This is a genomic window from Secundilactobacillus hailunensis (genome assembly GCF_005405185.1).
Taxonomy (GTDB): domain Bacteria; phylum Bacillota; class Bacilli; order Lactobacillales; family Lactobacillaceae; genus Secundilactobacillus; species Secundilactobacillus hailunensis.
The window spans coordinates 1-22,453 of sequence record NZ_BJDO01000042.1; the positions used below are offsets into that span (position 1 = coordinate 1).

General features: G+C 45.2%; 21 protein-coding genes, 1 tRNA gene and 1 pseudogene. 3 read left to right on the forward strand and 20 right to left on the reverse strand.

Annotation, left to right across the window (positions count from 1 at the left end; all coding sequences use genetic code 11):
• Positions 1 to 269: 269 nt before the first annotated feature.
• Both FFM73_RS09710 and FFM73_RS09715 read right to left on the reverse strand, forming a co-directional pair.
• The gene (locus tag FFM73_RS09710) at positions 270 to 941 is read right to left on the reverse strand and encodes a 2,3-bisphosphoglycerate-dependent phosphoglycerate mutase (RefSeq protein WP_137631559.1); all 672 of its coding nucleotides are present in this window, start codon (positions 939 to 941) and stop codon (positions 270 to 272) included.
• 106 nt (positions 942 to 1,047) lie between these two features.
• On the reverse strand, positions 1,048 to 2,001 hold the full coding sequence (locus FFM73_RS09715; protein WP_137631560.1) for an AEC family transporter: 954 nt from the start codon (positions 1,999 to 2,001) through the stop codon (positions 1,048 to 1,050).
• Between the two features lie 355 nt (positions 2,002 to 2,356).
• Between FFM73_RS09715 and FFM73_RS09720 the strand changes: the two genes are divergently transcribed.
• Positions 2,357 to 3,445: an LCP family glycopolymer transferase gene (locus FFM73_RS09720; protein ID WP_137631561.1), complete on the forward strand. Its 1,089-nt coding sequence runs from the start codon at positions 2,357 to 2,359 to the stop codon at positions 3,443 to 3,445.
• Between the two features lie 84 nt (positions 3,446 to 3,529).
• Here FFM73_RS09720 and FFM73_RS13005 read toward each other — a convergent pair whose 3' ends face one another.
• The 12 genes from FFM73_RS13005 to FFM73_RS09775 form a co-directional block, all read right to left on the reverse strand.
• The gene (locus tag FFM73_RS13005; RefSeq protein WP_373278661.1) at positions 3,530 to 3,763 is read right to left on the reverse strand and encodes a PTS sugar transporter subunit IIB; all 234 of its coding nucleotides are present in this window, start codon (positions 3,761 to 3,763) and stop codon (positions 3,530 to 3,532) included.
• A 17-nt stretch (positions 3,764 to 3,780) separates the two neighbouring features.
• A complete protein-coding gene (locus FFM73_RS13010) occupies positions 3,781 to 4,035 on the reverse strand; it encodes a PTS sugar transporter subunit IIB (RefSeq protein WP_235874497.1) in 255 nt (84 codons plus the stop codon).
• Positions 4,036 to 4,040: 5 nt separating this feature from the next.
• A complete protein-coding gene (locus FFM73_RS09730; protein WP_137631562.1) occupies positions 4,041 to 4,451 on the reverse strand; it encodes a PTS sugar transporter subunit IIA in 411 nt (136 codons plus the stop codon).
• A 113-nt stretch (positions 4,452 to 4,564) separates the two neighbouring features.
• Positions 4,565 to 5,191, reverse strand: a complete 627-nt coding sequence (locus FFM73_RS09735) for an HAD family hydrolase (protein WP_137631563.1) — start codon at positions 5,189 to 5,191, stop codon at positions 4,565 to 4,567.
• 83 nt (positions 5,192 to 5,274) lie between these two features.
• Positions 5,275 to 5,359, reverse strand: a tRNA-Leu gene (locus FFM73_RS09740).
• Positions 5,360 to 5,425: 66 nt separating this feature from the next.
• Positions 5,426 to 6,307: a homoserine kinase gene (thrB, locus tag FFM73_RS09745; RefSeq protein ID WP_137631564.1), complete on the reverse strand. Its 882-nt coding sequence runs from the start codon at positions 6,305 to 6,307 to the stop codon at positions 5,426 to 5,428.
• 116 nt (positions 6,308 to 6,423) lie between these two features.
• Positions 6,424 to 6,888 (reverse strand): SprT family protein, encoded by a 465-nt coding sequence (locus tag FFM73_RS09750; protein WP_137631565.1) that lies wholly within the window; start codon positions 6,886 to 6,888, stop codon positions 6,424 to 6,426.
• Positions 6,881 to 9,046: a Tex family protein gene (locus FFM73_RS09755; protein WP_137631566.1), complete on the reverse strand. Its 2,166-nt coding sequence runs from the start codon at positions 9,044 to 9,046 to the stop codon at positions 6,881 to 6,883. Before FFM73_RS09755 ends, FFM73_RS09750 begins: the two co-directional genes overlap by 8 nt.
• 121 nt (positions 9,047 to 9,167) lie before the next feature.
• Positions 9,168 to 9,602 carry a hypothetical protein gene (locus FFM73_RS09760; RefSeq protein WP_137631567.1) on the reverse strand — a complete coding sequence of 145 codons (435 nt, stop codon included), beginning with the start codon at positions 9,600 to 9,602 and terminating at the stop codon, positions 9,168 to 9,170.
• Positions 9,603 to 9,613: 11 nt separating this feature from the next.
• Entirely contained in the window at positions 9,614 to 12,265 is a 2,652-nt protein-coding gene (locus FFM73_RS09765) for a cation-translocating P-type ATPase (protein WP_137631568.1), read from the reverse strand.
• A gap of 152 nt (positions 12,266 to 12,417) precedes the next feature.
• On the reverse strand, positions 12,418 to 13,242 hold the full coding sequence (nadE, locus tag FFM73_RS09770) for an NAD(+) synthase (protein ID WP_137631569.1): 825 nt from the start codon (positions 13,240 to 13,242) through the stop codon (positions 12,418 to 12,420).
• Positions 13,243 to 13,254: 12 nt separating this feature from the next.
• A complete protein-coding gene (locus tag FFM73_RS09775) occupies positions 13,255 to 14,727 on the reverse strand; it encodes a nicotinate phosphoribosyltransferase (RefSeq protein WP_137631570.1) in 1,473 nt (490 codons plus the stop codon).
• Positions 14,728 to 14,846: 119 nt separating this feature from the next.
• Here FFM73_RS09775 and FFM73_RS09780 point away from each other — a divergent pair, with 119 nt between their 5' ends.
• Positions 14,847 to 15,581 carry a WecB/TagA/CpsF family glycosyltransferase gene (locus tag FFM73_RS09780; RefSeq protein ID WP_137631571.1) on the forward strand — a complete coding sequence of 245 codons (735 nt, stop codon included), beginning with the start codon at positions 14,847 to 14,849 and terminating at the stop codon, positions 15,579 to 15,581.
• Positions 15,582 to 15,629: 48 nt separating this feature from the next.
• On the opposite strand, the gene FFM73_RS09785 is transcribed toward FFM73_RS09780, so the two are convergent.
• The 5 genes and pseudogenes from FFM73_RS09785 to FFM73_RS09805 form a co-directional block, all read right to left on the reverse strand.
• Positions 15,630 to 16,331, reverse strand: a complete 702-nt coding sequence (locus FFM73_RS09785; protein WP_089136434.1) for a GntR family transcriptional regulator — start codon at positions 16,329 to 16,331, stop codon at positions 15,630 to 15,632.
• 26 nt (positions 16,332 to 16,357) lie between these two features.
• Positions 16,358 to 17,503, reverse strand: a complete 1,146-nt coding sequence (gene nagA, locus FFM73_RS09790) for an N-acetylglucosamine-6-phosphate deacetylase (protein ID WP_137631572.1) — start codon at positions 17,501 to 17,503, stop codon at positions 16,358 to 16,360.
• A 140-nt stretch (positions 17,504 to 17,643) separates the two neighbouring features.
• Complete coding sequence (gene proC, locus FFM73_RS09795; RefSeq protein ID WP_137631576.1) at positions 17,644 to 18,441, reverse strand: pyrroline-5-carboxylate reductase; 798 nt, start codon at positions 18,439 to 18,441, stop codon at positions 17,644 to 17,646.
• A gap of 162 nt (positions 18,442 to 18,603) precedes the next feature.
• Positions 18,604 to 19,263 (reverse strand): RNA-guided endonuclease InsQ/TnpB family protein, encoded by a 660-nt coding sequence (locus FFM73_RS09800; RefSeq protein ID WP_171001270.1) that lies wholly within the window; start codon positions 19,261 to 19,263, stop codon positions 18,604 to 18,606.
• A 419-nt stretch (positions 19,264 to 19,682) separates the two neighbouring features.
• Positions 19,683 to 20,308, reverse strand: a pseudogene (locus FFM73_RS09805) (RNA-guided endonuclease TnpB family protein).
• Positions 20,309 to 20,399: 91 nt separating this feature from the next.
• On the opposite strand from FFM73_RS09805, the gene tnpA reads away from it, so the two are divergent.
• Positions 20,400 to 20,822, forward strand: coding sequence for an IS200/IS605 family transposase (gene tnpA / locus FFM73_RS09810; RefSeq protein ID WP_137631574.1), 423 nt, complete (start codon positions 20,400 to 20,402; stop codon positions 20,820 to 20,822).
• A gap of 145 nt (positions 20,823 to 20,967) precedes the next feature.
• Here the strand turns inward: tnpA and FFM73_RS09815 are convergent.
• Positions 20,968 to 22,453 (reverse strand): LPXTG cell wall anchor domain-containing protein (locus FFM73_RS09815; protein ID WP_137631575.1); only part of this gene is annotated, 1,486 nt, incomplete at its 5' end.

The following is a 22,453-nucleotide window of genomic DNA, read 5'->3' on the forward strand; positions in this document are numbered from 1 at the left end:
AGAAACGGCCTCACTCCAGACGAATACTGGAGTGAAGCCGCTTAGGAACACATAAAACTTTATATTATTTCATTTGTCAACTTGACAGGGCATAGTGCAGGAATAGGTCTTATTTGGGTTAAATGGCCGGAATCTGAGTTTTGGCGCACTATTAGGCTATATCGAAGTACTGAACAAATGGCCATTTTTTTACTATTTTCAGTTAAGAAGTCAATTAGGATACTTACCAACATTAACTTATGGCACAATCTCTTTTTTTACCCTGTGTGTTACTGCAATGACTTTTTACTAGTAACGTTTAAGGCTGAGTCAAGCTCATAAACAATTGGTACGCCATTAGGCACTTCCAAATGGTCAATATCCGTATCATTGATCCGGTCAATGTATTTGATCAGCGCGCGCAACGTACTGCCATGGGCAACCACCAGTTGATTATGCCCATCCAGCAGACGTGGCGCAATTTCATCCTGCCAATAAGGCATCAAGCGGTTATACGCCATTTCCAAGCTCTCACCCTTAGGCTCAGTGACGCCTAACGGAACGTACCTAGGATCTCGATCCGGTTCACCCAGCAGTGGTGGTACAACATGATAACTACGCCGCCAAAGTTTAAACTGTTTCTCACCGACTGCCGCTTTTACCGCGGCTTTTTTCTGACCGCGTAGAGCGCCGTAATGCCGTTCATTTAAACGCCAGGATTTCGTCACCGGAATGTACATCTGGTCGGCTTCCTCCAGTACAATGTTGGCGGTCATAATGGCCCGTTTCAGCATGGAGGTATGCAAATGTTCAAATTGCAGACCGGTCTGCCGAATCATTTTACCAGCTTGGTGAGCCTGCGCAATCCCCTTTTCGGTAAGTGCAACATCACTCCAGCCAGTAAACACACCATCGCGATTAGCCTGGCTTTCACCGTGACGTAAAATGACTAATTTAACCATAAAACTGACCCTCTCTTCTCATGCTCTTTCATTCACATATTATATCACCGGCTGGAAATTCAATAAAGGGACCTCGCCATTCAAGTCGAGGTCCCTTTAGCAAAAATCAGTGAGATGCATTTAACAGTAACATCAAAATCGGAATGACCAGTAAACTCAGTAGCGTTGATTCGGTCACCATGACGGCGGCAAAGCTGGAATCCGCTCCGTAGAGTTTTGACACGACCGGTGCGTTCGTCATGACCGGCATTGCCGATTGAATGATAAAGACCTGTTTCATCATGACCGGCATCCCAGTTGGCAAAACCAATAGCGACATCAAAGCTGGCGCGAGAATAAACCGGCCAAAGAGGATGCCTAGACTGCCACGGTTGATGGTTAAATCATGCAGGTCAACATTGGCGATCGCAATCCCAATGAAGATCATTGACAGCGGCACCGTTAAACCGCCAATATAATTCAAATCAGCCATAATAAATTGCGGCAATTGAATCTTCAGCAAAACCAAGACCACGCCGACCATAAATCCAAGTAGTGGCGGTGAAAAGACCTTTTTTAGCGTTTGACCCAAGCTAAAATGATAATCACCCTGACCGTCACGCTGGATCAAATAAACCCCTAATGTCCAGAAAATGGTTGTGTTCGCCATGTAGTAGACCAAAACGTATGGCAAACTCTTGGCAGCCCCAAAAAGTGCCACGTTCACAGGTAGACCAACAAAGACCGTATTGGAGTTAAAAAACATCGATTCGAAAAGTCCCTTATGGCTTTTCTTAATATGTAGAACTTTAGCGACAATGATTGAAACCCCAAACAGGATCATCATTGACACCACTGGAAAGCGCAAGTCAGGTAACGTGTTGATCAACCGTTTGAACGTAAACTTGCTAATAATGGTGTAGGCCATGTATGCTGGCAAGGCTACCTGAGTAACTAACCGCGCAATTAATTTACTGGACGACTCATTAAACCAGCCTAGATTAGTCAGAAGGTAACCTAACGCAATCATCAAAAGAATCTCAACCACGCCCGCAACACTCCGGGCGAATAATAGCAACATTGTGTGTTAACCCCTCTTTCACATCAAAAATTAATATTTATTATAGCATAGTTCTCTAACGTTGACTTTACAACCTCACAAATACGCTGATTATTTCATCGTGTCAGGTGTAATAAGCCCTGCTTCTCAGCCGATATTTCTTTGACCGTGATTTGCCATTGCGATACCTATTTAACCTAACTTTCATCATTGTATGGTTTACGGGAACCACAATTTGTGATGTAATAGTAAAGTTAGGCAATTGTCAAAAGCCCAACGTTTTTATTAAAATCAATTTAAGCTTTATCAAAAAATCACCGTAATCAAGATAATAGACCTATAATGCAAAGAGATTTTACAGAGGCGAGGAAAACTAATGGCATCAAACAATTTCGATCCAAATCAAAATAACAACCAACAAAACCGGCGCAGCGATTATTCACACTTTAAGACCCACAAAAAACACCGGGGCTTACTCTGGAGTATTCTGATCGTCATATTGATCCTACTCACAGGTGGAATTGCTTATGGCTATCACGCTTATAACGACGCTAAAAAGACCTTCAATACCACTTTTCAGGCTGGGCAAACCAACAAGCTTAGAAACGTTGATGACGTCATTAAAAATGGCAAATCATTTTCCATTTTACTGATGGGAACCGATACTGGTGCCCTTGGCAGAAACGATGTCGGCCGTACCGATACCATGATCGTAGCCACGATCAACCCGAAAAAGGAAACGGCTTATTTGACCAGTATCCCTCGTGATACCCGGGTCCAAGTCAAGGGTGATACACAGCCATACGACAAGATCAACGCGGCCTACACAATTGGTGGCGCTGCCGGGTCAGTTTCCACCGTTGAAAAGTTGCTCGATATTCCGATTGATTTCTACGCGATCGTTAACATGGGCGGTCTAGAAAAGATGGTCAATGCTGTTGGCGGTGTGGATGTCGTCCCACCAATGACTTTCCACTATGGCAACGCCAACGTGGTCAAAGGCAAAAAGATTCATCTGAATGGTAAGGAAGCGCTGGACTATTCACGGATGCGTGAAGAAGATCCGCTGGGTGACTATGGCCGTCAAAAGCGGCAGCGACAGGTGCTTCAAAAACTGGTCGTCAAAGGGGTCGGTATTACTTCCATCCCACGCTACAAACAGATTCTTACTTCTTTGAATGGCAACATGAAGACTGACATGACGTTTAATGATATGCTGGCTATTCGGACTAAATACGGTAATGCCAGCCATCACATCAAGTCTCAGACACTTCAGGGACAAGATGCCATGATCGATGGCATTTCGTATCAAGTTGCACCGCTGTCAGAACTGCAAAAGGTTTCTAACAATATTCGGCGGACACTGAACCTTAACGACTCAACTAAGTTAACTTCTAGTTCCACTGATACGGGTGATGACAGTCAGTACACATCCACTTCCTCAACTAGCGGATCAGGTTATTAATTTAATAGCAAATCAAAAGAGCTTAATGCGATTAAAACTTGCATTAAGCTCTTTTTTGATAGCACTAGTTACAAACTCAACTAATTAAACTGTTAACGCCTTCAAAAATGGTTCAATATTTTGGGGCGGATCCTCTGGATTCTCCTGTACGACTACTTTTAGATGTGCCTTATGCGTTAAGAAACGTAAGGCATCCGCTTCGGATTTATCCACCGCCACCCCGTTCATCAGCATTTTCATACCGTCTCGATAAGCCAAGATACCTAGATTAACGCCAATTCCGGTTAAATCAACGCCACCCTTAACTAATTTCGCCATATCTTTGGCCGTTTCAGTCAATAACAGCGGTTTAAACGTATCAAACCGTGGATCTTGGTAAATATAGCTAACATCTTTTTCACAGTCATGACGTTTGCTTCAATACCCGAAGGTACCGATTGCAGGATCAATGTTTGGTACAAATGATCCTTAACGACACGATTCGACACAATTAGGATATGGTCGGGCATGGTCGCTTTGACCCACCCGCTAGCAACTTGACGCGGTAACAGACGACTACCAATGCGCGCTAAGCGAATATCCATTGTCATAAAGGTTAATCCCCTTCGTCATGCGTCTCTGGCTCAAACCGGCGGATACCCTTTTTCCCGCTTCTTTCTAGATGGGCCACTACCTTATCTAATGGCTGGTCTCGAATGGTAAAAGCGTCCATCAAAATGGGCAAATTAACGCCAGCAATCAACGCCATTTGCTCTGGCTGACGACTCACAATTTGACTTGCAACGGTGAATGGCGAACCGCCCCATAGGTCAACTAAAAATAGCACGGCATCCGCAGCATCAAATTTATTAAGTGCCGTTTGATATTTAATTTTCAGGTCATCTGACGTCTCATGGTCCTCAAAAGTTACCGTTGCAATATTGGTCTGCTTCCCAAAAATCATCGTTGCAGACTGCAGTAACCCCTTGGCCAATTCACCGTGACTCGCAATAATAATGGCAATCATGACATTGCCTCCTCAATTAAGCAAAATTAATCTTTCCTAATAATAAGTTAACTGCTCTCATTGGCTATTATCATAGCACATCGACCAAATTTATGCCGTGTTGTTTGACAATATCAGCCAACTAAGCTCAGCATCTCTTTGGGGGAAGTCAACCGGTAATCAGCATCGTCAACGCCCTGTGGAGTGCGATTACCCCAAAGAACCAAACCAAATTTAACGCCCGCCGCGTGGGCTGCCTGCAGGTCATATTGCGTATCACCAATATAAACGGTTTCTGCTGGATCGGCTTGTAGCCGGTTCATGGCAACCAAAATGGGATCCGGTGCTGGCTTACCCCTTTTGGCATCCTCAAAGAAAACAAATTCGCTAAAGTATTGATCTAGTCCCAGTGGTGTGACATCCCGCTTAAATTCATATTTTTGCTTTGAAGTCATAATTGCCAGCTGCGTATCCGACTGTTTGCTGAGTTGTTTAAGCATCGCTTCGATACCATCATAAACGTGGGCCAGCGATTGAAATTCTGGGATTGCCTGAGCCCATTCATTCAGAATCGGCTGCAGCATGTCTGTCGGCACGTTTAACTGCTTCAGCGCGTCTAGACTAGGAATTCCAAACGTTTGGGCTAACTCGCTGTAGGGGTGCGAAATTTGGTGCTGACGAAGGACCTTGTCCAAGGCTTTCATATACATTGCTTCCGTATCGAGTAAAGTGCCATCCACATCAAAAATAAAGTTTTTCATTAAGCGTAACCTCCGCAGAAATTATTCAATAAAAAAACTCGGTATCTTCAACCAAAGCTGGTCAAAGATCCCGAGTTTACGTATGCGGCCAAGAGGACTCGAACCTCCACCGGGAAAACCCCGACAAGATCCTTAATCTTGCGCGTCTGCCAGTTCCGCCATGGCCGCATCAACAAGAAACAATATACCAGAATTATCACTTGTTTTCAATAGTTATTTGGAAAATATTCATATTTACTCGGCATTTACCGTGGCACCTTCACGATCGATCGCAAAAATCCGCAGGCTGCCAAGCATCCCCATATCGGTTAACTTTTGGCGTAAAACAATCAGCTGCGGCTCAGTGCCAAAGGTACCAATCGTTGGACCGGCGCCGCTTAGATAGGTGCCGTAGATACCAAATTGATGTGCGATTTCGCGAATCTTTGGCAGTTCCGGAACTAATTTTGTCCGGGCAGTTTCATGAAATTGATCCTGTTCCATCATGTGACTAGCTAACTGCCAATTTTTAGTTGCTAAAGCCGCCACCATGACATTGGCAGTACTGCTGCCCCTAATTGCTTGTTGCCGCGGTAACTGATCGGATAAAACTTTGCGGCTGTCAGCAGTCAATAGTGGCTGATTTTTAATAAATCCCAGTAGTTTGATATCTTCTGGTATCGCTAATTTAACAGTTGTGGCCTTTTCACCATCAAAATTAGCGATGACCACGTCCCCTAACAGTGCTGGGGCAACGTTATCTGGATGACCTTCGATTTTGGCTGCCAGCGTTACCTGATCGGCCAGAGATAGATCCATTTCACCCAGTTCATTAGCAATCTTAACGCCGGCAATAATGGCCGTCGAGGAACTGCCTAGTCCTCGAGCCACTGGAATATCTGACATCACGGTCAGCTGATGCGGCTTCAACTTTGGGTTGACCGTCAAGGCTGCCTGCACGATCAAATTTTGATCATCCGTTGGCACGTCTGGACCTAAAGCATGGTTTACCCGCCAGCGTTCCGTTTCTTCTTCCACGATCACCGTGAGGTAAAGATGTAATGCCACCCCGATGGAATCAAATCCTGGTCCCAAATTGGCCGATGTCGCTGGAACTCGAATCACTATTTTACCCATAAATAAGCCTCCAATACTGAAATGCTACGTTTACAGAAACAATTTCAGTTTTCATTCACTATTATCAAGGACACCAATTTAAATTTCAATCTTAATTTCATTAAACTACTCAGCAATCACTTTGACTGCTCTTTTTTCTGAAATACCAGCCGGCCATGGCACTTACCGCAAACAAATTTTTGAGTATTGATCCGGCGCTTACGCTGATAGATCTGGCCGCATTTTTCACAGCGGTAAATGAGTATCGTCGTTGGTTGACCCAGCTGCGGTTGCTGAGGCGCATACCGTAAGCCGCCAACTGCCTGTAATAACTGCTTAAAGGCCTTTGTTCGGTGCTGTCCTGATTGGCCAGCCAGGTGCAGGTGGTAATGTACTAATTCGTGCTTGATAACGCCCTCTAAAGTGGCCTCACCAAACACCGTCAGCATCCGCGGATTAATATCGATATGGTGATCCTGCAGATGATACCGGCCACCAGTAGACCTTAACCGGCTGTTAAACACGGCACGATGTTTAAACGGTTTGCCAAATGACTGCAGTGAAATGCGTTCAACTAACTGCTGCAGCTCTCGATCAGTCATTTGGTGCCACCATGGTCAGTTGGATACGCTGTCGCTGCTCATCAATTGCCAGTACCCACACTGTAACAATATCGCCGACTGACACCACGGCTGCCGGGTTGCTCACAAAGGATTTGGAGAGATGTGAGATGTGTACTAGTCCATCTTGTTTAACCCCAATATCGACGAAGACGCCAAAATCCACTACGTTGCGAACGGTACCCTGCAGTTTCATTCCGGGTTTTAAGTCACTCACCTTCAAGACATCCGTCCGCAAAATGGGAGATGGCATCTCGTCACGTCGGTCACGCCCAGGACGCTGCAAAGCGCTCGAAATATCTTGAAGCGTTGCTCCACCGATATTTAGTTGGCCACTTAAGTTCTTAATATCAGCCCTTTCAAGTGCTGAAGTAACGGCCGGCGTCCCCACCTGTTTCAAGTTCAGCCCAAGCTGTTCTAAAACCCGTTTAGCGGTTGCGTAGCTTTCGGGATGAATATCAGTATTATCCAGCACGTTTTTACCGTTAATGATCCGCAGAAACCCAACGGATTGTTCATAAGCTTTCGGTCCTAATCGTGGTACCTTTTTCAATTCTGGGCGACTGCTAAAACTGCCATTGGCTTCCCGATAAGCCACAATGTTTTTAGCCGTCTGCTTGGAAAGCCCCGAAATATGCGCCAATAATTCAATACTAGCGCGATTTAGATCAACCCCAACTTGGTTGACGGCGGTTTCAACCACCCGGTCAAGCTGTTCATCTAGCCCACTTTCGGGCACATCATGCTGATACTGACCCACGCCGACTGATTTAGGGTCGATCTTGACCAGTTCAGCCAACGGATCTTGCAGTCTGCGACCAATGCTGATTGCTGAGCGCTCTTCAACGTTAAACTTAGGGAATTCAGCACGCGCTACAGCACTAGCTGAATAAACGGACGCACCAGCTTCGTTGACGATCGTATACCTAACTTCTTGATCAACTTGCTTAATGGCATCAGCCACGAACTGTTCCGATTCACGGCTGGCCGTTCCATTACCAATGGCGATCATGTCCACGTGATAGTCAGTTAATAATTTAAGAAATTCTGGCATGGCCTGACTGCGCTTAGTTGCTGAAGCTGGTTTGTGCGGGTAGATCACCTGTTTGGCGAGATACTTCCCATTACCATCCATAATGGCCAGTTTACAGCCCGTTCGGTAAGCGGGATCAAAACCCATGACCACGTGATTCTTCAGTGGTGCCTGCATCAGTAAATGATACAGATTATTGCCAAAGACTTGGATGGCGTGAGTCTGGGCAGTTTCAGTCAATGACCGTCTCAGTTCCCGTTCAATAGCTGGCCCAATAAACCGTTTATAGGCATCCTGATAGGCGGTTTCAACAATTGCCACTGCTGGTCCGCGGTGGCGGCCAACCAGTTGAAACTGCAGGTAGCGGTCAATTGCTGCTTCATCAACCATGATTTTAACGGTTAAGACCCCCGCTTTTTCACCACGGTTCATGGCCAACGTCTGGTATGGGCTCAGTTGTTTTAAAGCCGACTGAAAATCGTAGTAGATACTGTAAACCTGATTGTCGTCTTTTTCCTTACCGCCCCGTTTTAATTGACTGGTCAAGACCCCGTTTCGTTCAGTATATCGCCGGATCCAGTCCCGAAATTCAGCGCGGTCGCCGATTGCTTCAGCTAAGATCTCATGAACCCCCGCCAATACACTATCTAGGTTTGGAACCGCATCGTTGATATATTGACCCGCAACAGTCTCAATAGGAGCGCTTTTAAATTGCAGTACCCACTGTGCCAGCGGATAAAGGCCAGCGTCTTTTGCGATGGTGGCCTTGGTACGCCGCTTTTGTTTATACGGCAGATACAGGTCTTCCACTTGCTGCAGCTGAGTGGCCGCATTGATGGCTGCAGTTAACTTAGCGGTCAATTTATGCTGCTCTGAAATCTGGTTGAGAACCTCTTGTTTACGTTGCTGCAGTTTATTGATGCGGTTAGCTTCATCTTGAATGTCGCGAATCTCAACTTCATTGAGATCACCAGTCATTTCTTTTCGGTATCGGGCAATGAATGGAACCGTATTATGATCATCTAGAAGTTTTAAAGTCGCCTCAATTTGGCGATTCTGATAAGCCGGCAGTGCCTGCTTAATGAGTTTTAAAGTCTCAGTATCCATTCTTCAACATCCTTACGTGTAGTACGTTCATTATACCATGCAGTCCGTTTTTCAATGTGACTTAAATAGAGCATGCAAAAGTCTCGCTGACCCTCACATGCCCTATTCGTAAAACGCCTTTTTACATCACCATCGCCATAATACGCTGGGCTGCTGAGGAGATCTTCCCCATCATGTTTTCCTGTTCATGTTCCGAATCGTTAAAGGCTTCGACGTTGACTGTTTGGCCTTCAGGATCAATGGTATTGACCATGGTCTGGCAAGCTTGCGAATAGTTCCGGTAGGCGGCAACTAATTGCTTATGCCGACCCAGAATTCGAACAGGAACTGATGCCTGCTGCAACCGATTTAAGTTCTCGGTGTAGGCATCCGTACCCGTTTGAAAAGTGGCCTTGATTGCCGTCAACGTTTCCGTTCCTAAATCAGCCACAGTATCAGCATCAATGGCTTTACGCAATTTTTCAAAATCAGGGTTCATGTCTGATCCCGTTTTTTCAGTGTCTTCAATCACCTTAGTTAAAGCTGGCAAATAACTTGCCATTGTTTTGGGCTTCATAACTATTCCTCCTATTTTTCCAATCGTCGTTGTCCGAACTTAACGATTTCAACAATCGCAATCATTAAGATACCGGCACCAAATACGGTTCCCCACTGAAGCCAATTAAGCTCCGTCAGGTGGAACACAGTATTGAAACCTGGCACAACGATCGTCACTGCTAACAATAAGAACGCTGTCAGGATCGCCCAGTTAAGTGGGTGATTCTTAAAGAAACCAATCTTAAAAATGGATTCGTGAATCGACTTAGAGTTAAACGCGTGGAACAACTGAATCAGCCCCAGTGTAGCGAACGCCATAGTTAGCGCATCCGCGTGTGCTAACTGACTGCTAACGTGAACTGGGAACTTGAGAGAAAATCCATATACCCCAAGGGTAATGAGCCCTTCTAGCAAGCCCTGATAGATCACGTTGCCAAACACCCCGCCGGAAAAGAAGTTCGATGAGCGACCCCGTGGTTTACGTTTCATAATGTTGGGCTCAGCTGGTTCCAATCCCAGCGCAATGGCTGGAAAGGTATCCGTCACTAAATTGATCCACAAAATCTGAACTGGCGCTAAGATCTGCCAGCCGAGTAACGTCATCACGAACAGCGTCAGGACTTCACCGATATTAGCAGACAAGAGGTACTGCAGCGCCTTTTGAATGTTAGCGAAGACTTTACGCCCTTCTTCTACGGCCACCACAATCGTGGAGAAGTTGTCATCGGCTAAGACCATATCGCTGGCACCCTTTGACACTTCAGTACCGGTAATGCCCATGCCAACACCAATATCCGCGGCTTTCAAAGCTGGTGCATCGTTCACACCATCACCCGTCATCGCCACCACTTTACCACGCTTTTGCCAAGCGTTCACGATACGCACCTTATGTTCGGGGGCGACTCGGGCATAAACTGAATACTGACCCACGGTTTGGTTAAATTCTTCATCGCTGAGTTTATCAAGTTCAGCCCCAGTGATCACCTGGCTATCAGTACTATTTTTATCCAGGATTCCCAGCCGTTTAGCAATTGCCGTAGCGGTATCGCGGTGATCACCGGTAATCATGATTGGCCGGATACCGGCTTCATGTGCTTCAACCACAGCCTGAGCGACTTCAGGCCGTTCCGGATCGATCATGGCAATTAACCCAATAAAGACCAAATTCTGTTCAGCAGTTTCACTGGTGAGGTCATCAGGCACCGCATCAACCTTTTTGTAGCCAAATGCTAATACCCGTAACGCCTGGGTGGCTAATTGGTGGTTAGTCGACATGATCTGCTGTTTGTCAGCGTCGGTCAGGTCACGAACTTGACCATCTTGCAAGATCTGCGTCACCCGTTTTAAGAGCTGATCCGGCGCCCCCTTAACGTACTGGGTAATCTCACCATCTGGATCTTCATTAAACGTCGACATTAATTTCCGTTCAGAATCAAAGGGGATCTCAGCTACCCGTTTATTACTGCTGATTGTCGCAGCTGCTGGTTCGTCTTGATCCAAGTAATACTGAATCAAAGCCGTTTCAGTGGGATCACCTGCCAGTCCATCATCAGCGAATTTACTGTCATTATTTAACAGCATTGCCAGTGCCAGCGGATCAGTCAGATCAGCCTTGTACGCTTTGGCTTCAACCAGCTGACCATTTTCATACAGCTGCTCGACCGTCATTTTATTTTGCGTCAGCGTCCCGGTCTTGTCCGAGGCAATAATATCCGTACTGCCCAGTGTTTCCACCGCTGGCAGCTTGCGAATCAGCGCATGACGCTTTGCCATCCGCTGTGTGCCCAGTGCTAGGGTGATTGTCACAATGGCAGGCAGGCCTTCCGGAATGGCTGCCACCGCCAAGGAAATGGCTGTCAGCAACATGTTGATCAGTGTTTCTTCCCCACGAACCATACCAATCACAAAAACTAACGCAGCAATGGCTAAAATCAATACCGTTAGCCATTTACCTAATTGGTTAAGGTTAGCTTGCAATGGGGTCTTCGTTTCTTCGGTTTCTTCAATCATCCCGGCAATCTGACCCACTTCGGTCTGCATACCAGTTGCCACAACGATTCCCGTCCCGCGACCAGTCGTAATATTAGCGGTCATGTAGACCAGGTTGGCCCGGTCGCCTAGTGGCAGATCATCGTCAGTTAAGACGTCACTGGTCTTATTGACCGGTACCGATTCACCGGTTAAAGCCGCTTCTTCCACTTTCATAACGTTAGCAGTCACCAGCCGAATATCAGCTGGAACGATGTCGCCGGCTTCCAAGTGAACAATGTCACCCGGCACCAGTTCATCACTTTTAACGGTCACCACTTGACCATTACGCTCAACGTGCGCCATTGGTGCCGCCATTTCCCGCAACGAGTTGATGGCATCCTCCGCTTTAGATTCCTGAAAGACACCAAAAATAGCGTTGAGCACAACTACAGCTAAAATGATCAGTGCGTCAACTAACTCACCGGTTGCACCTGCAATCACGGCAGCGATGATCAGGACAATGATCATAAAATCCTTAAACTGGGCAATGAATTTTTCCAGTAACGTCGATTGCCGTTTGGCAGTCAGTTTATTTGCGCCATACTTTTGCCGCCGTTCTTTGACGGTCGCTTCAGTCAGTCCTTGTTCTTGAGTATCCAGATTAGCGAACAATTCATCGGTTGTCTGCTGGTACCACGGTTTGTCTGCCATATAAATCCTCCTGTCGTGTATGAAACACGTTGCTCTCGTTGTTAAGTCTCATCGATTAAGACCTCCCCGGAGACGCTGGTCCCTTGCTGACGGGTCGGTCACAGAAGATTCTGCCGATTACTCCCTCATCGTATCACGCAGTCTCACGAAGTTTACTTCCAAAAAGTGTCGAATACCGTCACGGGTAAATGCCGCTTATGCTGAGTCTTTAAGTACCAAGATTCAATCGTTGATGCCGCTTTATCCGAAACGGTCTTGCCTTCTAGATAATCATCAATTTCATCATAATGAACACCCAATGCCACTTCATCAGGTAACGCCGGCCGGTCTTCTTCTAGATCGGCAGTTGGTACCTTAGTGTACAGATGCTTTGGTGCGTGAAGCACTTCCAGCAATTGCTTTCCTTGCCGTTTGTTCAAGCGCCAAATGGGAGTAATATCCGCTGCACCGTCACCGAATTTAGTGTAAAATCCAGTCACCGCTTCAGCAGCGTGATCAGTCCCCACTACGGCACCTTGATTAGCACCGGCAATCGTAAACTGAGCGATCATCCGTTGCCGGGCTTTAATATTGCCCTTATTGAAATCAGAGATGGTCTCGTGATTAGCCGCCACAGCTGCAACCATAGCATCCGTTGCCGCTTTAATATCTACGCGGTCCACCTGGTCAGCCTTCATAAAATCAATGGCGTCCATGGCATCCGATTCATCCGCCTGTGTGCCATAGGGTAATCGAACGGCAATGAACTGATAAGCGTCATTTTGAGTCTCTGCTCGCAATTCGGTTGTGGCCAGTTCACATAGCTTACCGGCTAAGGTCGAATCCTGACCGCCGGAAATACCTAAGACCAACGTTTTTAAACCCGTTTTTTGCAGGTAAGCCTTTAAAAAGTCAACACTGCGGCGAATTTCAGTCTCTGGATCAATTTTTGGTTGCACCTTTAGTGCTGAAATAATTTGTTGCTGTAATTCTCTCATCTTGCTGCCCTCTTATTTATTATCAAAATCAATTTTTTTAACATACGCGTGAATGTCTTGAATTAAGTTCATCTTGTTGTCCCATAGTTTCTGAGAAAGATCGACCGGGTACTTCTGGGGATTTAGATCCCGTTTATATTCCGGCCAGAGATTGTCCAGCTTCTGTGAACAGCGGGCCTTGATATCAGCTAAATCTGGCTGCTGATAAACTAACCGGCCCTGATCAAAGATCGTCTTCAGGATTGGCTGAGCGTCAAAGTCCGTCACAGTTTTATTGATATAGGTATAACTAGGATGGAACATATACAGTTCATCTTGTTTACGGGGATCTTCATTCCAGAGCGATACGTAGTCCCCTTCTGACTTACCGTTATCTTTTTTGGTAATTCGCCAAACTTGTTTGCGACCTGGCGTCGAAACTTTTTCAGCGTTATTCGATAATTTGATCGTATCTTCCATCTGGCCGTTCTTTTCAATTGATACCATCTTATAAACGGCACCTAACGCTGGTTGGTCAAAGGCCGTGATCAGCTTAGTCCCCACGCCCCAAACATCAATTTTAGCGCGTTGCATCTTCAGTGACATAATGGTTTTTTCGTCTAAATCGTTTGACGCATAAATCTTAGCATCCTTGTAACCAGCTTCATCCAACTGTTCACGAACCCGTTTGGACAGGTACGCCATATCGCCAGAATCGATTCGAACGCCTAAGAAATTGATCTTGTCGCCCATTTCATTAGCTACCCGAATGGCACTGGGGACACCGCTTTTGATGGTATCATAGGTATCGACCAAGAACACACAGTCTTTATGGGTTTCAGCATAGGCCCGAAAAGCCTCGTAATCGTTTCCATATGTCTGTACCAGTGAGTGTGCATGGGTACCGCTGATTGGGATGCCAAAGATCTTACCCGCACGAACGTTTGAAGTGGCATCGAAGCCACCGATATAAGCCGCCCGAGTACCCCAGATAGCCGCGTCAAATTCCTGTGCTCGCCGGGTTCCGAATTCCATGATTCCGTCATTACCGGCTACTGAACGAATCCGAGCAGCTTTGGTCGCAATCAACGTCTGGTAGTTCACAATATTAAGTACCGCGGTTTCAATCAATTGACAATCAGCCAGTGGCCCTTCGACTTGAATCATGGGTTCGTTACTGTAAACCAGTTCACCCTCAACAACCGAGCGAACCGTACCCTTAAATTGAAAATGGCTTAAATAATCCAGAAATTCAGGTGAATAATCAGTTGCTGCCGTTAAATAGTCAATATCGGTTTTTGAAAAGTGTAAATTTTCGATATAATGAATAATGTGTTCTAGTCCCGCAAAAACGGCAAACCCATTTTTAAAGGGCATATCACGAAAGTAAACTTCAAAAATAGCTTTCTTATTTTGAATGCCCTTTTCAAAATAAGTTTGAATCATACTCAGTTCATATGCATCCGTATGCAACGTTGTGCTATCATCTGGATACTGCTTCGACATGTTTGTAAACCCCTTTAATTGATTGATATTTCTGTTTATGAGAACTATTCTATCATTAATCCGAATCATCGTCAGTTAAACTGCTAGTTTTAAAATTATTTCTAGAATGGATGGTTATTATGTCTAACGAATTTCCCCGAATCAACGTCCTCAACGTCCCGTTTATCAATACAACCCAGACAGCTTTCTTAACCGCGGTTGAATCCCGTATTGATCACCGCCAAAACACCTTTATCGTCACGGCCAACCCTGAAATTATCATGTATGCCAGAAATGATCTAAGTTATCAGCACATTCTAGCAAACGCGGACTACATCACCCCAGATGGCATCGGTATCCTCAAAGGGGCCGCCATTCTGGGCACACCAATGACTGAACGGATCACCGGTTATGATACGATGTTAGCGTTATTAGAATGGGGCAATCAGCAGCATAAAACCGTTTATCTGGTAGGCGCTAAGCCGGAAGTGATCGCAGACGTGAAGAAAGTCGTTGCCGACCGCTACCCTAATTTAAAGGTAGCAGGTACTCATGACGGTTACTTCACCGATTTTTCGCCCATCGCCCAAGATATTGCCGCCAAACAGCCGGACATGGTCTTTTTAGCGGTCGGCTTTCCCAAACAAGAACAGCTGATTGCCGCTCACCGTCACCAAAATGATGGTTTATGGATGGGCGTCGGTGGTAGCTTTGACGTGTTAAGTGGCCACACCAAGCGAGCACCTAAATTCTTCCAAGATCACCACCTAGAATGGTTTTACCGGCTGCTGACCGAACCAACGCGCTTGAAGCGCATGATGGTTCTGCCACGCTATTTAAAGACCGTCAAGCGTGCTGCCCATGAGCAGAAATAGTTCAGAGTATGAAAAGAGCCTAGAAGCTGATCACTTCTAGGTTCTTTATTATTTTTCGAGAACAAATTCAAACCGTTCGCCAACGTACTGCGTGCGGACGTATTCAAACGGCCGGCCATCCTGTAAGTACGAAATTTGACGTAAGCGTAAAATAGCATCGCCACGTTTAATATCCAAATATTCCGCAATTCTTTCGGAGGCCGTTGAAGCCGACACCATTTGTTTGGCGTGCCCAGGCATAACGCCCTTTTTAGTTTCCAGTGTACGGTACAGGGACTCGGAAACCTCTTGTTTGGAAAGTCCCTCCACAATTTCCAGTGGAATCGTTGCGACTTCAAAACTAATGGGCACATCATCGCCGTAACGAACCCGTTCCATCCGTAAAACCTGCGCATCATCTTTTAATTTTAACTTTTCAATCTCACTTAAAGACGGGCTCATGACGTGGTAAGAAATCGTCTTACTAGAGGGCTGTTTGCCTTGTGCAAGCATCAGATCGGTAAATCCAGTGACCCCTGACATTTTTTCCTGTACTTTCTGATTGGCGACAAAAGTACCTGATCCAACAAAGCGCTCTAAAATTCCCTCTTCAACCAACGTTTGAATGGCTTGTCGAAGTGTCATTCGACTGACGTGGAATTGAACAGCTAGCTCACGTTCTGAGGGGATACGATCTCCAACAGACCATTTACCAGCCTCAATGGCTTTCTTGATCTCATTATGAATTTGAATATATACAGGTGATCCCATAAAATTTAACGACCTTTCTTACCTCACTAATCGACTTGACTCGCGTCAAATTCACGACCATAACTGTAAGTTGTTTGCAAATTAAGTGCGCGATCAAAGACGTTCAAGTCAGCATCAAGCCCCGGTAAAAGTTTCCCTTTTTGGGTTAACCCAAATTCTTCGGCTTGATTGACCGATGTCATTAACACGGCTTCTTCAATACCGCAGCCAGTAAAAGCCATCACGTTACGAAAAGCGTCATCGTAACGTAAGACCGAGCCAGCCAAGTTACCCGTTTCAAGCCGGGCCTGCTTGTCTTTAACGATCACTTTTTGACCGCCAAGTTCACTGATTCCCTCAGGCATGCCTTTTGCACGCATTGAATCAGTCACCAGTTCGATGCGGTGCGGTCCCTTTTGATCATATGCCAATTTGATCATATCTGGCACGATGTGGAAACCATCGCAGATCAATTCAGCATACATATTTTCTTCAAGCATCGCATGACCGGTAACACCGGGTTCACGGTGCTTGAATTCCCGTTGTGCATTATATAAATGCGTCACATGAGTCGCGCGACTAGCCAGCATTTGTGCTCGGGTAGCGTTACTGTGTCCAACTGAAGGCACGATGTTATGGGACAGGCAGTAATCTTCAAATACCCGTGACCCCTTATCTTCTGGCGCATAAGTAATTAATTTAACCAAACCGCCCGAAAGTTCATTCCAATGATCCAGCAAGGAAACGTCCGGATCTTTAATGTACTTTTCTGGTTGAGCACCCTTATAAATGGCGGCAATAAAGGGGCCTTCAAGGTGAACCCCCTTGATTACTGGGTTCACCTTAGCGGCTTCTTTGATGCCAGTCATCGCGTGAGCAATATTATCATTGGACTGCGTCATGGTTGTTGGAAAAACGGTTGTGATGCCTTCTTTGACCATGTGATTAACCATTTTATTGATTTGATCAGCATCGCCATCCATGGAATCAAAACCATACCCACCGTGAGTATGGACATCAATAAATCCAGGAACGATCACCTTACCGTTCACAAACTTAACGTCATCGTTAGGCTGTGCTTGATAATCGCTCATTTGACCAACGGCTTCAATGGTTTTGTCAAACCGAATATAACCATCTAAAATGACCTCTTCACCAGTATAAATTGTCGCGTGTTTCAACACGGTACTCATAGACTTTTCCTCCTAATCAACTCTCAGCTTCTCGACTAAGTTTACGGGCTTTATTATATACTGGTATAGACCATGTTGCAAGCCTGATGCATCGGTGTTCATTGCCGATTTAACGACTCATTTAATCGCTGATAACCACCTTATTCCGCGTTATCACGGGCAATCGTGGCATCGATTCCCTTAACAACCGAAGTCATGAAACCTGCTTCCTCCATTGCTAATAAACCGGCTACTGTACTGCCACCTGGTGAGGAGACTTGATCAATGAGGCCAAAGGGATTTTCATCCGACTTTAAAACCATCTCAGCGGATCCCATAACTGCCTGCGCGGCAATCTTGGTAGCAGCAACCTTGGTTAAGCCGTGTTTAACACCTGCGCGACTTAAACTATCAATAAAGAAGTAAACGTATGCTGGACTTGAACCAGCTAAGGCTGAAAACGTTGAAAAATCAGTCTCAGGCAGGGTTACCGTACTGCCAATTTGGTCAAAGAGACCGATTGCTTGCTGCTTGGCTTCGCCCGTTAGATGTTCATTGGCGTGAACAGCAGTCATTCCGGCACCAATTGCCACGTTTAAGTTTGGCAGCGTACGCAGGATCGGCAGGTCATACCCGGCCAGTTCTTCCAACCGTTCCAGTGATAAACCAGCCACAATTGAAATTAGAATTTTGCTCTTAGCATCAAGCTGGTCGCGAATTTCCTGTAAAACCGGTGTTGCTACATTGGGTGTAACCGCTAGGACGACCACGTCGCTGTCCTGCGCGACTTCTGCATTAGTCGCTTTGGCAGTCACGCCTGTTTTTTTTGCGAACGGCTCATAAGTTGAAGCGTGCGCGCTATGAATCAATATATCTGACGGCGCAAGTTTGGCTTGCTTCAGTAAACCAGTAATAATTGCCTGCGCCATACCACCGACACCAATGAATCCGATTTTCATGAGCATCACTGCTACTGATAACTTATAAAAAGTTAACGATTGTTCTTGCTTCATCCTATCCTGTTTCGTCCTGTCTCGCGTAAAAATTGCTACTGCAGTTGATATGATAGTCCACAAGCGTCAATTCCCGGTTAGCCACCGGTACATGCTTTGCAGCCTGGTTTAGTAGGCTAAGACAAAGTTTGCCGTATCCCTGATATTCAGGACAGCATTTACATCATGGTCATTGGTATAGTGACAATTAGGACAGCGATAGGTACGTTCACTCAGCTTTAAACTCACTTTCTTAGCTCCGCAGTTATGACAAAGTTTGGAAGTTGGTTCAAAACGACCGGTGAGATGCACTGGAATTCCTAATTGCCGGCATTTAGCAATCAGCTTTACTTTGAGGTTATAAAAACCTTGTTGAGCGATAGCTTTAGCCAAATGCCGATTTTTCATCATCCCGCTAACATTCAAATCTTCTAAAGCGACCCACTGTGGCTTGGTTCTCACCACAGTAGCAACAATTTTATTTTGATAATCAATTTGAATATTAGTTAACCGTTGATAAAGCCGCTGCACTTTCAGCTGAGTTTTGGCTAGGTTTAAATCAGTAGCAGATCTGCCTTCTTTCAGTTTTCTAGCCTTCAGTGCACGATACTGGCGTGATAATTTTCTTTGCAGTCGTCGAAATCGTTTCCTAATTCGTTGCAGGCGGCTACTTTTGTTCTGATTACCGTAAATGAAACCGTTACTTAAAATCGCAAAATTCTTTAACCCGACGTCAATCCCAATAGGACTGCCATCCAATGGGGGTTTAATTGGATCAGCTTGTTCCACAACACAGGTCAGATTTATCCGCCGAGTTCAAGATAATTATACCGGATAGAGCCCTTTAAAAGCTATTTTAAGGGAATTATGAGGGAAACTATTTTTAAAATCAGTCAGTTCATTTAGGACTAATAGGGCAACCTGATATTACCCCTTTTGATAAGTTATTAGGAACTTTTATAACAAAATAATAATCATTCATCCCTCCTATAAGTTTCAGTCTAACTAAAATTACGTTAGTTTCATTATATCATATCAAAAATTATGTTAGCTCACAGCTTTTTCCGAAGTCAGTTTGCACCGTGAACTACTCGTCAATAAAGTAACGAGTTCCTAGGAACACCGCTGACTTACATGACATTCATTGAATATCATGCAGCGCTTACGGCTATTAACTAAGGGCCATTCCAGCCCAGTTGATTTTTTGGCTACGCTGTCACTTTTAGAATATTGGTGGCGGCATTGATATCGCGATTATGATTAATCCCACAGTTAGGACACGTCCACTGGCGAATATCTAATGGGTGCTTGCCATCATCATAGTCACAGGCTGAACAGATCTGGGAAGTCTTTCGTGGGTTAACAGTGACCAGCTGTTTTCCATACCAAGCACACTTGTATTCTAATTTTGTACGAAGTTTTCGCCAGGATTGGTTGGCAATTGCTCGGGCGAGTTGGTGATAACGACTTTAATATTGTGATTGACTGCTTTACATTGATAGCTCTGTTTGGGATACTTACGCGACTTAAACTTAGGAAAGCCACGCTGCTGTTTGAAGAACTGCTTAAAAGCTTCAATTAAGTCGTGATTAGTGACTTGTAAACTAGTGCTTTCAGCGTCCTTCAACCATTGATATTCAGTCTTTAGCGCCGGCAGCAAGTTATTCAAATCGAAAACCTTTAAAAACTTTGCTTTGGAATTATTCTGGTAACGCATCATCAGCATAGTCAACATTTGATTCCACACGAACCGATTACAACCAAAATTTAGTTTTATTTTTAGTTGCTGATCCTGATTAGGATGCAGCCGTAATTTAATTCCCTGGTATGTCATTTGGCCTCACCTTCTCACTCCCAATATTTTAGCATATGTTATAATATAAATGAATTTAATCGCTAATATTCAAACATTAGGAGGAACTCGTATGATTAAACACGAACGGACAAATGTGTATGATTTTAATTTTCAATTAGTATGGGTCACCAAGTATCGCAAGCCAATCTTTACGACTGACGAACGGATTACGGCTATGAAAGCTATTTTGACCGAAATTGCCGAACGTAACACCGTTGAAATAGCCAATATGGACGTGTTGCCAGATCAGATTCACCTGCTGATTAGCTTTCCACCTAAGCTAGCACCTTCTTCAATTGTGAAAGCCTTCAAAGGTGGTTCCGCTAAACAGTGGTTCATTCAATTTCCCGAAACTAAACCATTACTTTGGAATGGTCATCTCTGGTCGTCAAGCTTCTTTATGAGCACGCTGGGTAATGTTTCTAAGGAAGTTGTGCGTCAATATATTAATTCACAGTTAGACCAATACAATGGTGGCCGTCCAAGACGTTGATCCATCTCGGTATTAAAATACCGAGTTTTCTCAACTGACAGCACTTTATAAAATTTCATTAAAAAACGGCTTACCAACATCCCGTAAAGGATGCTGATAAGTCGTTTTTTTATTACTTGGTTTCAGGAGTAAAGGTTACCTACGATTACTCATCGTCACGCTTCTTCCGTTTGAAGCCAAGTGCAGCTAACAATCCTAACAATCCAAGGCCAATCGTTGCACCTGCAGAGTTCTTTTGATCGTTAGTTTGTGGCAATTTACCTTGAGCACTCGCCTTCTGATTCTGGTTAGAAACGTTTCCATTTGTACCCGTTACAGAAACCTGATTGCTACCAACAATTTGATTATCAGCAACATTTGTTGAAACGCTAGCATTACCTGCAATAGTACCACTAGTTGCAACAGTATCACTAGTTGCAGAACCGTCATTGGACGTCTCACCATTGGCTGTTCCACCATTAGATGTTTTAACTGCAGTACCATTGCTTGAACCAGTTATTGTGTTAGTACCAGTTGAGGTACTAGTCGTGGCCCCAGGTAAGTTTGTATTGTTCTCGGCTTGGGTATTATCGCCTTCACTGCTGGTATTAACAGTTGGATTGCTACCAGTATTACCTGGGTTACCTGTATTACCAGTTGGATTACTGTCAGTATTACTTGGGTTACCAGTATTTCCAGTTGGATTACTGTCAGTATTACCTGGGTTACCAGTATTTCCAGTTGAATTGCTACCAGTATTACCCGTATTATCAGTATTTCCAGTTGGATTGCTGCCAGTATTATCCACACTTACAGGTTCAGGCATCCTTCCGAAGGTAATGGCACCATCTGGCGCAACCGTTTCAGTGACATTAGGCGTATTTTCTGGCTTATGAGTCAACTGAATGCCATTTGGCTCGTTGTTGGTCAATGTCGTCTTACCAGCTGTTGCCGTGTTACCTGGCGTTACGGTCTGATTTGGCAAACTAGGCTGATCTTTTGGTGTTTCAGTGAAGACTGCGTTGCCGATCTTATCAATCGTTACGTTAGTCTTATCACCATCGCCCCAGTTCTTTGTGATCTGGGTAACTGCACCGCTACCGTCAACCTTAGTATCAGTGGTGCCACCATCTGGATCAGTGGTTGTCGTAGTGACATAGTAGCCATCCTTCGTCGTTGATACCGGTTCAGCTACCTTAAAGAAGGAACTGCTGCCATCTGGGTTGATGTTCTCACCCGTCTGGTCAGTCGTTGGATTACCTTGGGTATCCGTTCCCGGCGTATCGTGCGTCATGGTGACACCAGGGTTATCGTTCGTAACCGTCGTCTTGCCGGTCTTGACACTTTCACCTGGCTTAACTATAACGTCCGGCAAGCTTGGCTGATCCTTTGGCGTTTCCGTTACCGTCACAACGCTCGTTGTGCCAGTCTCACCCGTCTTCGGATCAGTGGTTGGTGTCGTCTGCACGACGGCTACCGTCTTATCGCCGTCTGACCAGTTCTTAGTCACTTCTGTCACTACACCACTGCCATCGACCTTCGTAGTGGTGGTCCCACCTTCAGGATCCGTGGTCGTGATCGTGTTGTAGTAGCCATCCTTCGTCGTTGATACCGGTTCAGCTACCTTAAAGAAGGAACTGCTGCCATCTGGG

What these genes read in the sequence shown, in the direction of transcription:
- FFM73_RS13005 (WP_373278661.1), bottom strand. Translation starts at nt 3,763, where the DNA reads ATGGCGAAATTAGTTAAGGGTGGCGTTGATTTAACCGGAATTGGCGTT.
- FFM73_RS09710 (WP_137631559.1), bottom strand. Translation starts at nt 941, where the DNA reads ATGGTTAAATTAGTCATTTTACGTCACGGTGAAAGCCAGGCTAATCGC.
- FFM73_RS09735 (WP_137631563.1), bottom strand. Translation starts at nt 5,191, where the DNA reads ATGAAAAACTTTATTTTTGATGTGGATGGCACTTTACTCGATACGGAA.
- FFM73_RS09715 (WP_137631560.1), bottom strand. Translation starts at nt 2,001, where the DNA reads ATGTTGCTATTATTCGCCCGGAGTGTTGCGGGCGTGGTTGAGATTCTT.
- FFM73_RS09780 (WP_137631571.1), top strand. Translation starts at nt 14,847, where the DNA reads ATGTCTAACGAATTTCCCCGAATCAACGTCCTCAACGTCCCGTTTATC.
- FFM73_RS09765 (WP_137631568.1), bottom strand. Translation starts at nt 12,265, where the DNA reads ATGGCAGACAAACCGTGGTACCAGCAGACAACCGATGAATTGTTCGCT.
- FFM73_RS09760 (WP_137631567.1), bottom strand. Translation starts at nt 9,602, where the DNA reads ATGAAGCCCAAAACAATGGCAAGTTATTTGCCAGCTTTAACTAAGGTG.
- FFM73_RS09775 (WP_137631570.1), bottom strand. Translation starts at nt 14,727, where the DNA reads ATGTCGAAGCAGTATCCAGATGATAGCACAACGTTGCATACGGATGCA.
- FFM73_RS09755 (WP_137631566.1), bottom strand. Translation starts at nt 9,046, where the DNA reads ATGGATACTGAGACTTTAAAACTCATTAAGCAGGCACTGCCGGCTTAT.
- thrB (WP_137631564.1), bottom strand. Translation starts at nt 6,307, where the DNA reads ATGGGTAAAATAGTGATTCGAGTTCCAGCGACATCGGCCAATTTGGGA.
- proC (WP_137631576.1), bottom strand. Translation starts at nt 18,441, where the DNA reads ATGAAAATCGGATTCATTGGTGTCGGTGGTATGGCGCAGGCAATTATT.
- nagA (WP_137631572.1), bottom strand. Translation starts at nt 17,503, where the DNA reads ATGAGTACCGTGTTGAAACACGCGACAATTTATACTGGTGAAGAGGTC.
- FFM73_RS09720 (WP_137631561.1), top strand. Translation starts at nt 2,357, where the DNA reads ATGGCATCAAACAATTTCGATCCAAATCAAAATAACAACCAACAAAAC.
- FFM73_RS13010 (WP_235874497.1), bottom strand. Translation starts at nt 4,035, where the DNA reads ATGACAATGGATATTCGCTTAGCGCGCATTGGTAGTCGTCTGTTACCG.
- FFM73_RS09785 (WP_089136434.1), bottom strand. Translation starts at nt 16,331, where the DNA reads ATGGGATCACCTGTATATATTCAAATTCATAATGAGATCAAGAAAGCC.
- nadE (WP_137631569.1), bottom strand. Translation starts at nt 13,242, where the DNA reads ATGAGAGAATTACAGCAACAAATTATTTCAGCACTAAAGGTGCAACCA.
- FFM73_RS09730 (WP_137631562.1), bottom strand. Translation starts at nt 4,451, where the DNA reads ATGATTGCCATTATTATTGCGAGTCACGGTGAATTGGCCAAGGGGTTA.
- tnpA (WP_137631574.1), top strand. Translation starts at nt 20,400, where the DNA reads ATGATTAAACACGAACGGACAAATGTGTATGATTTTAATTTTCAATTA.
- FFM73_RS09750 (WP_137631565.1), bottom strand. Translation starts at nt 6,888, where the DNA reads ATGACTGATCGAGAGCTGCAGCAGTTAGTTGAACGCATTTCACTGCAG.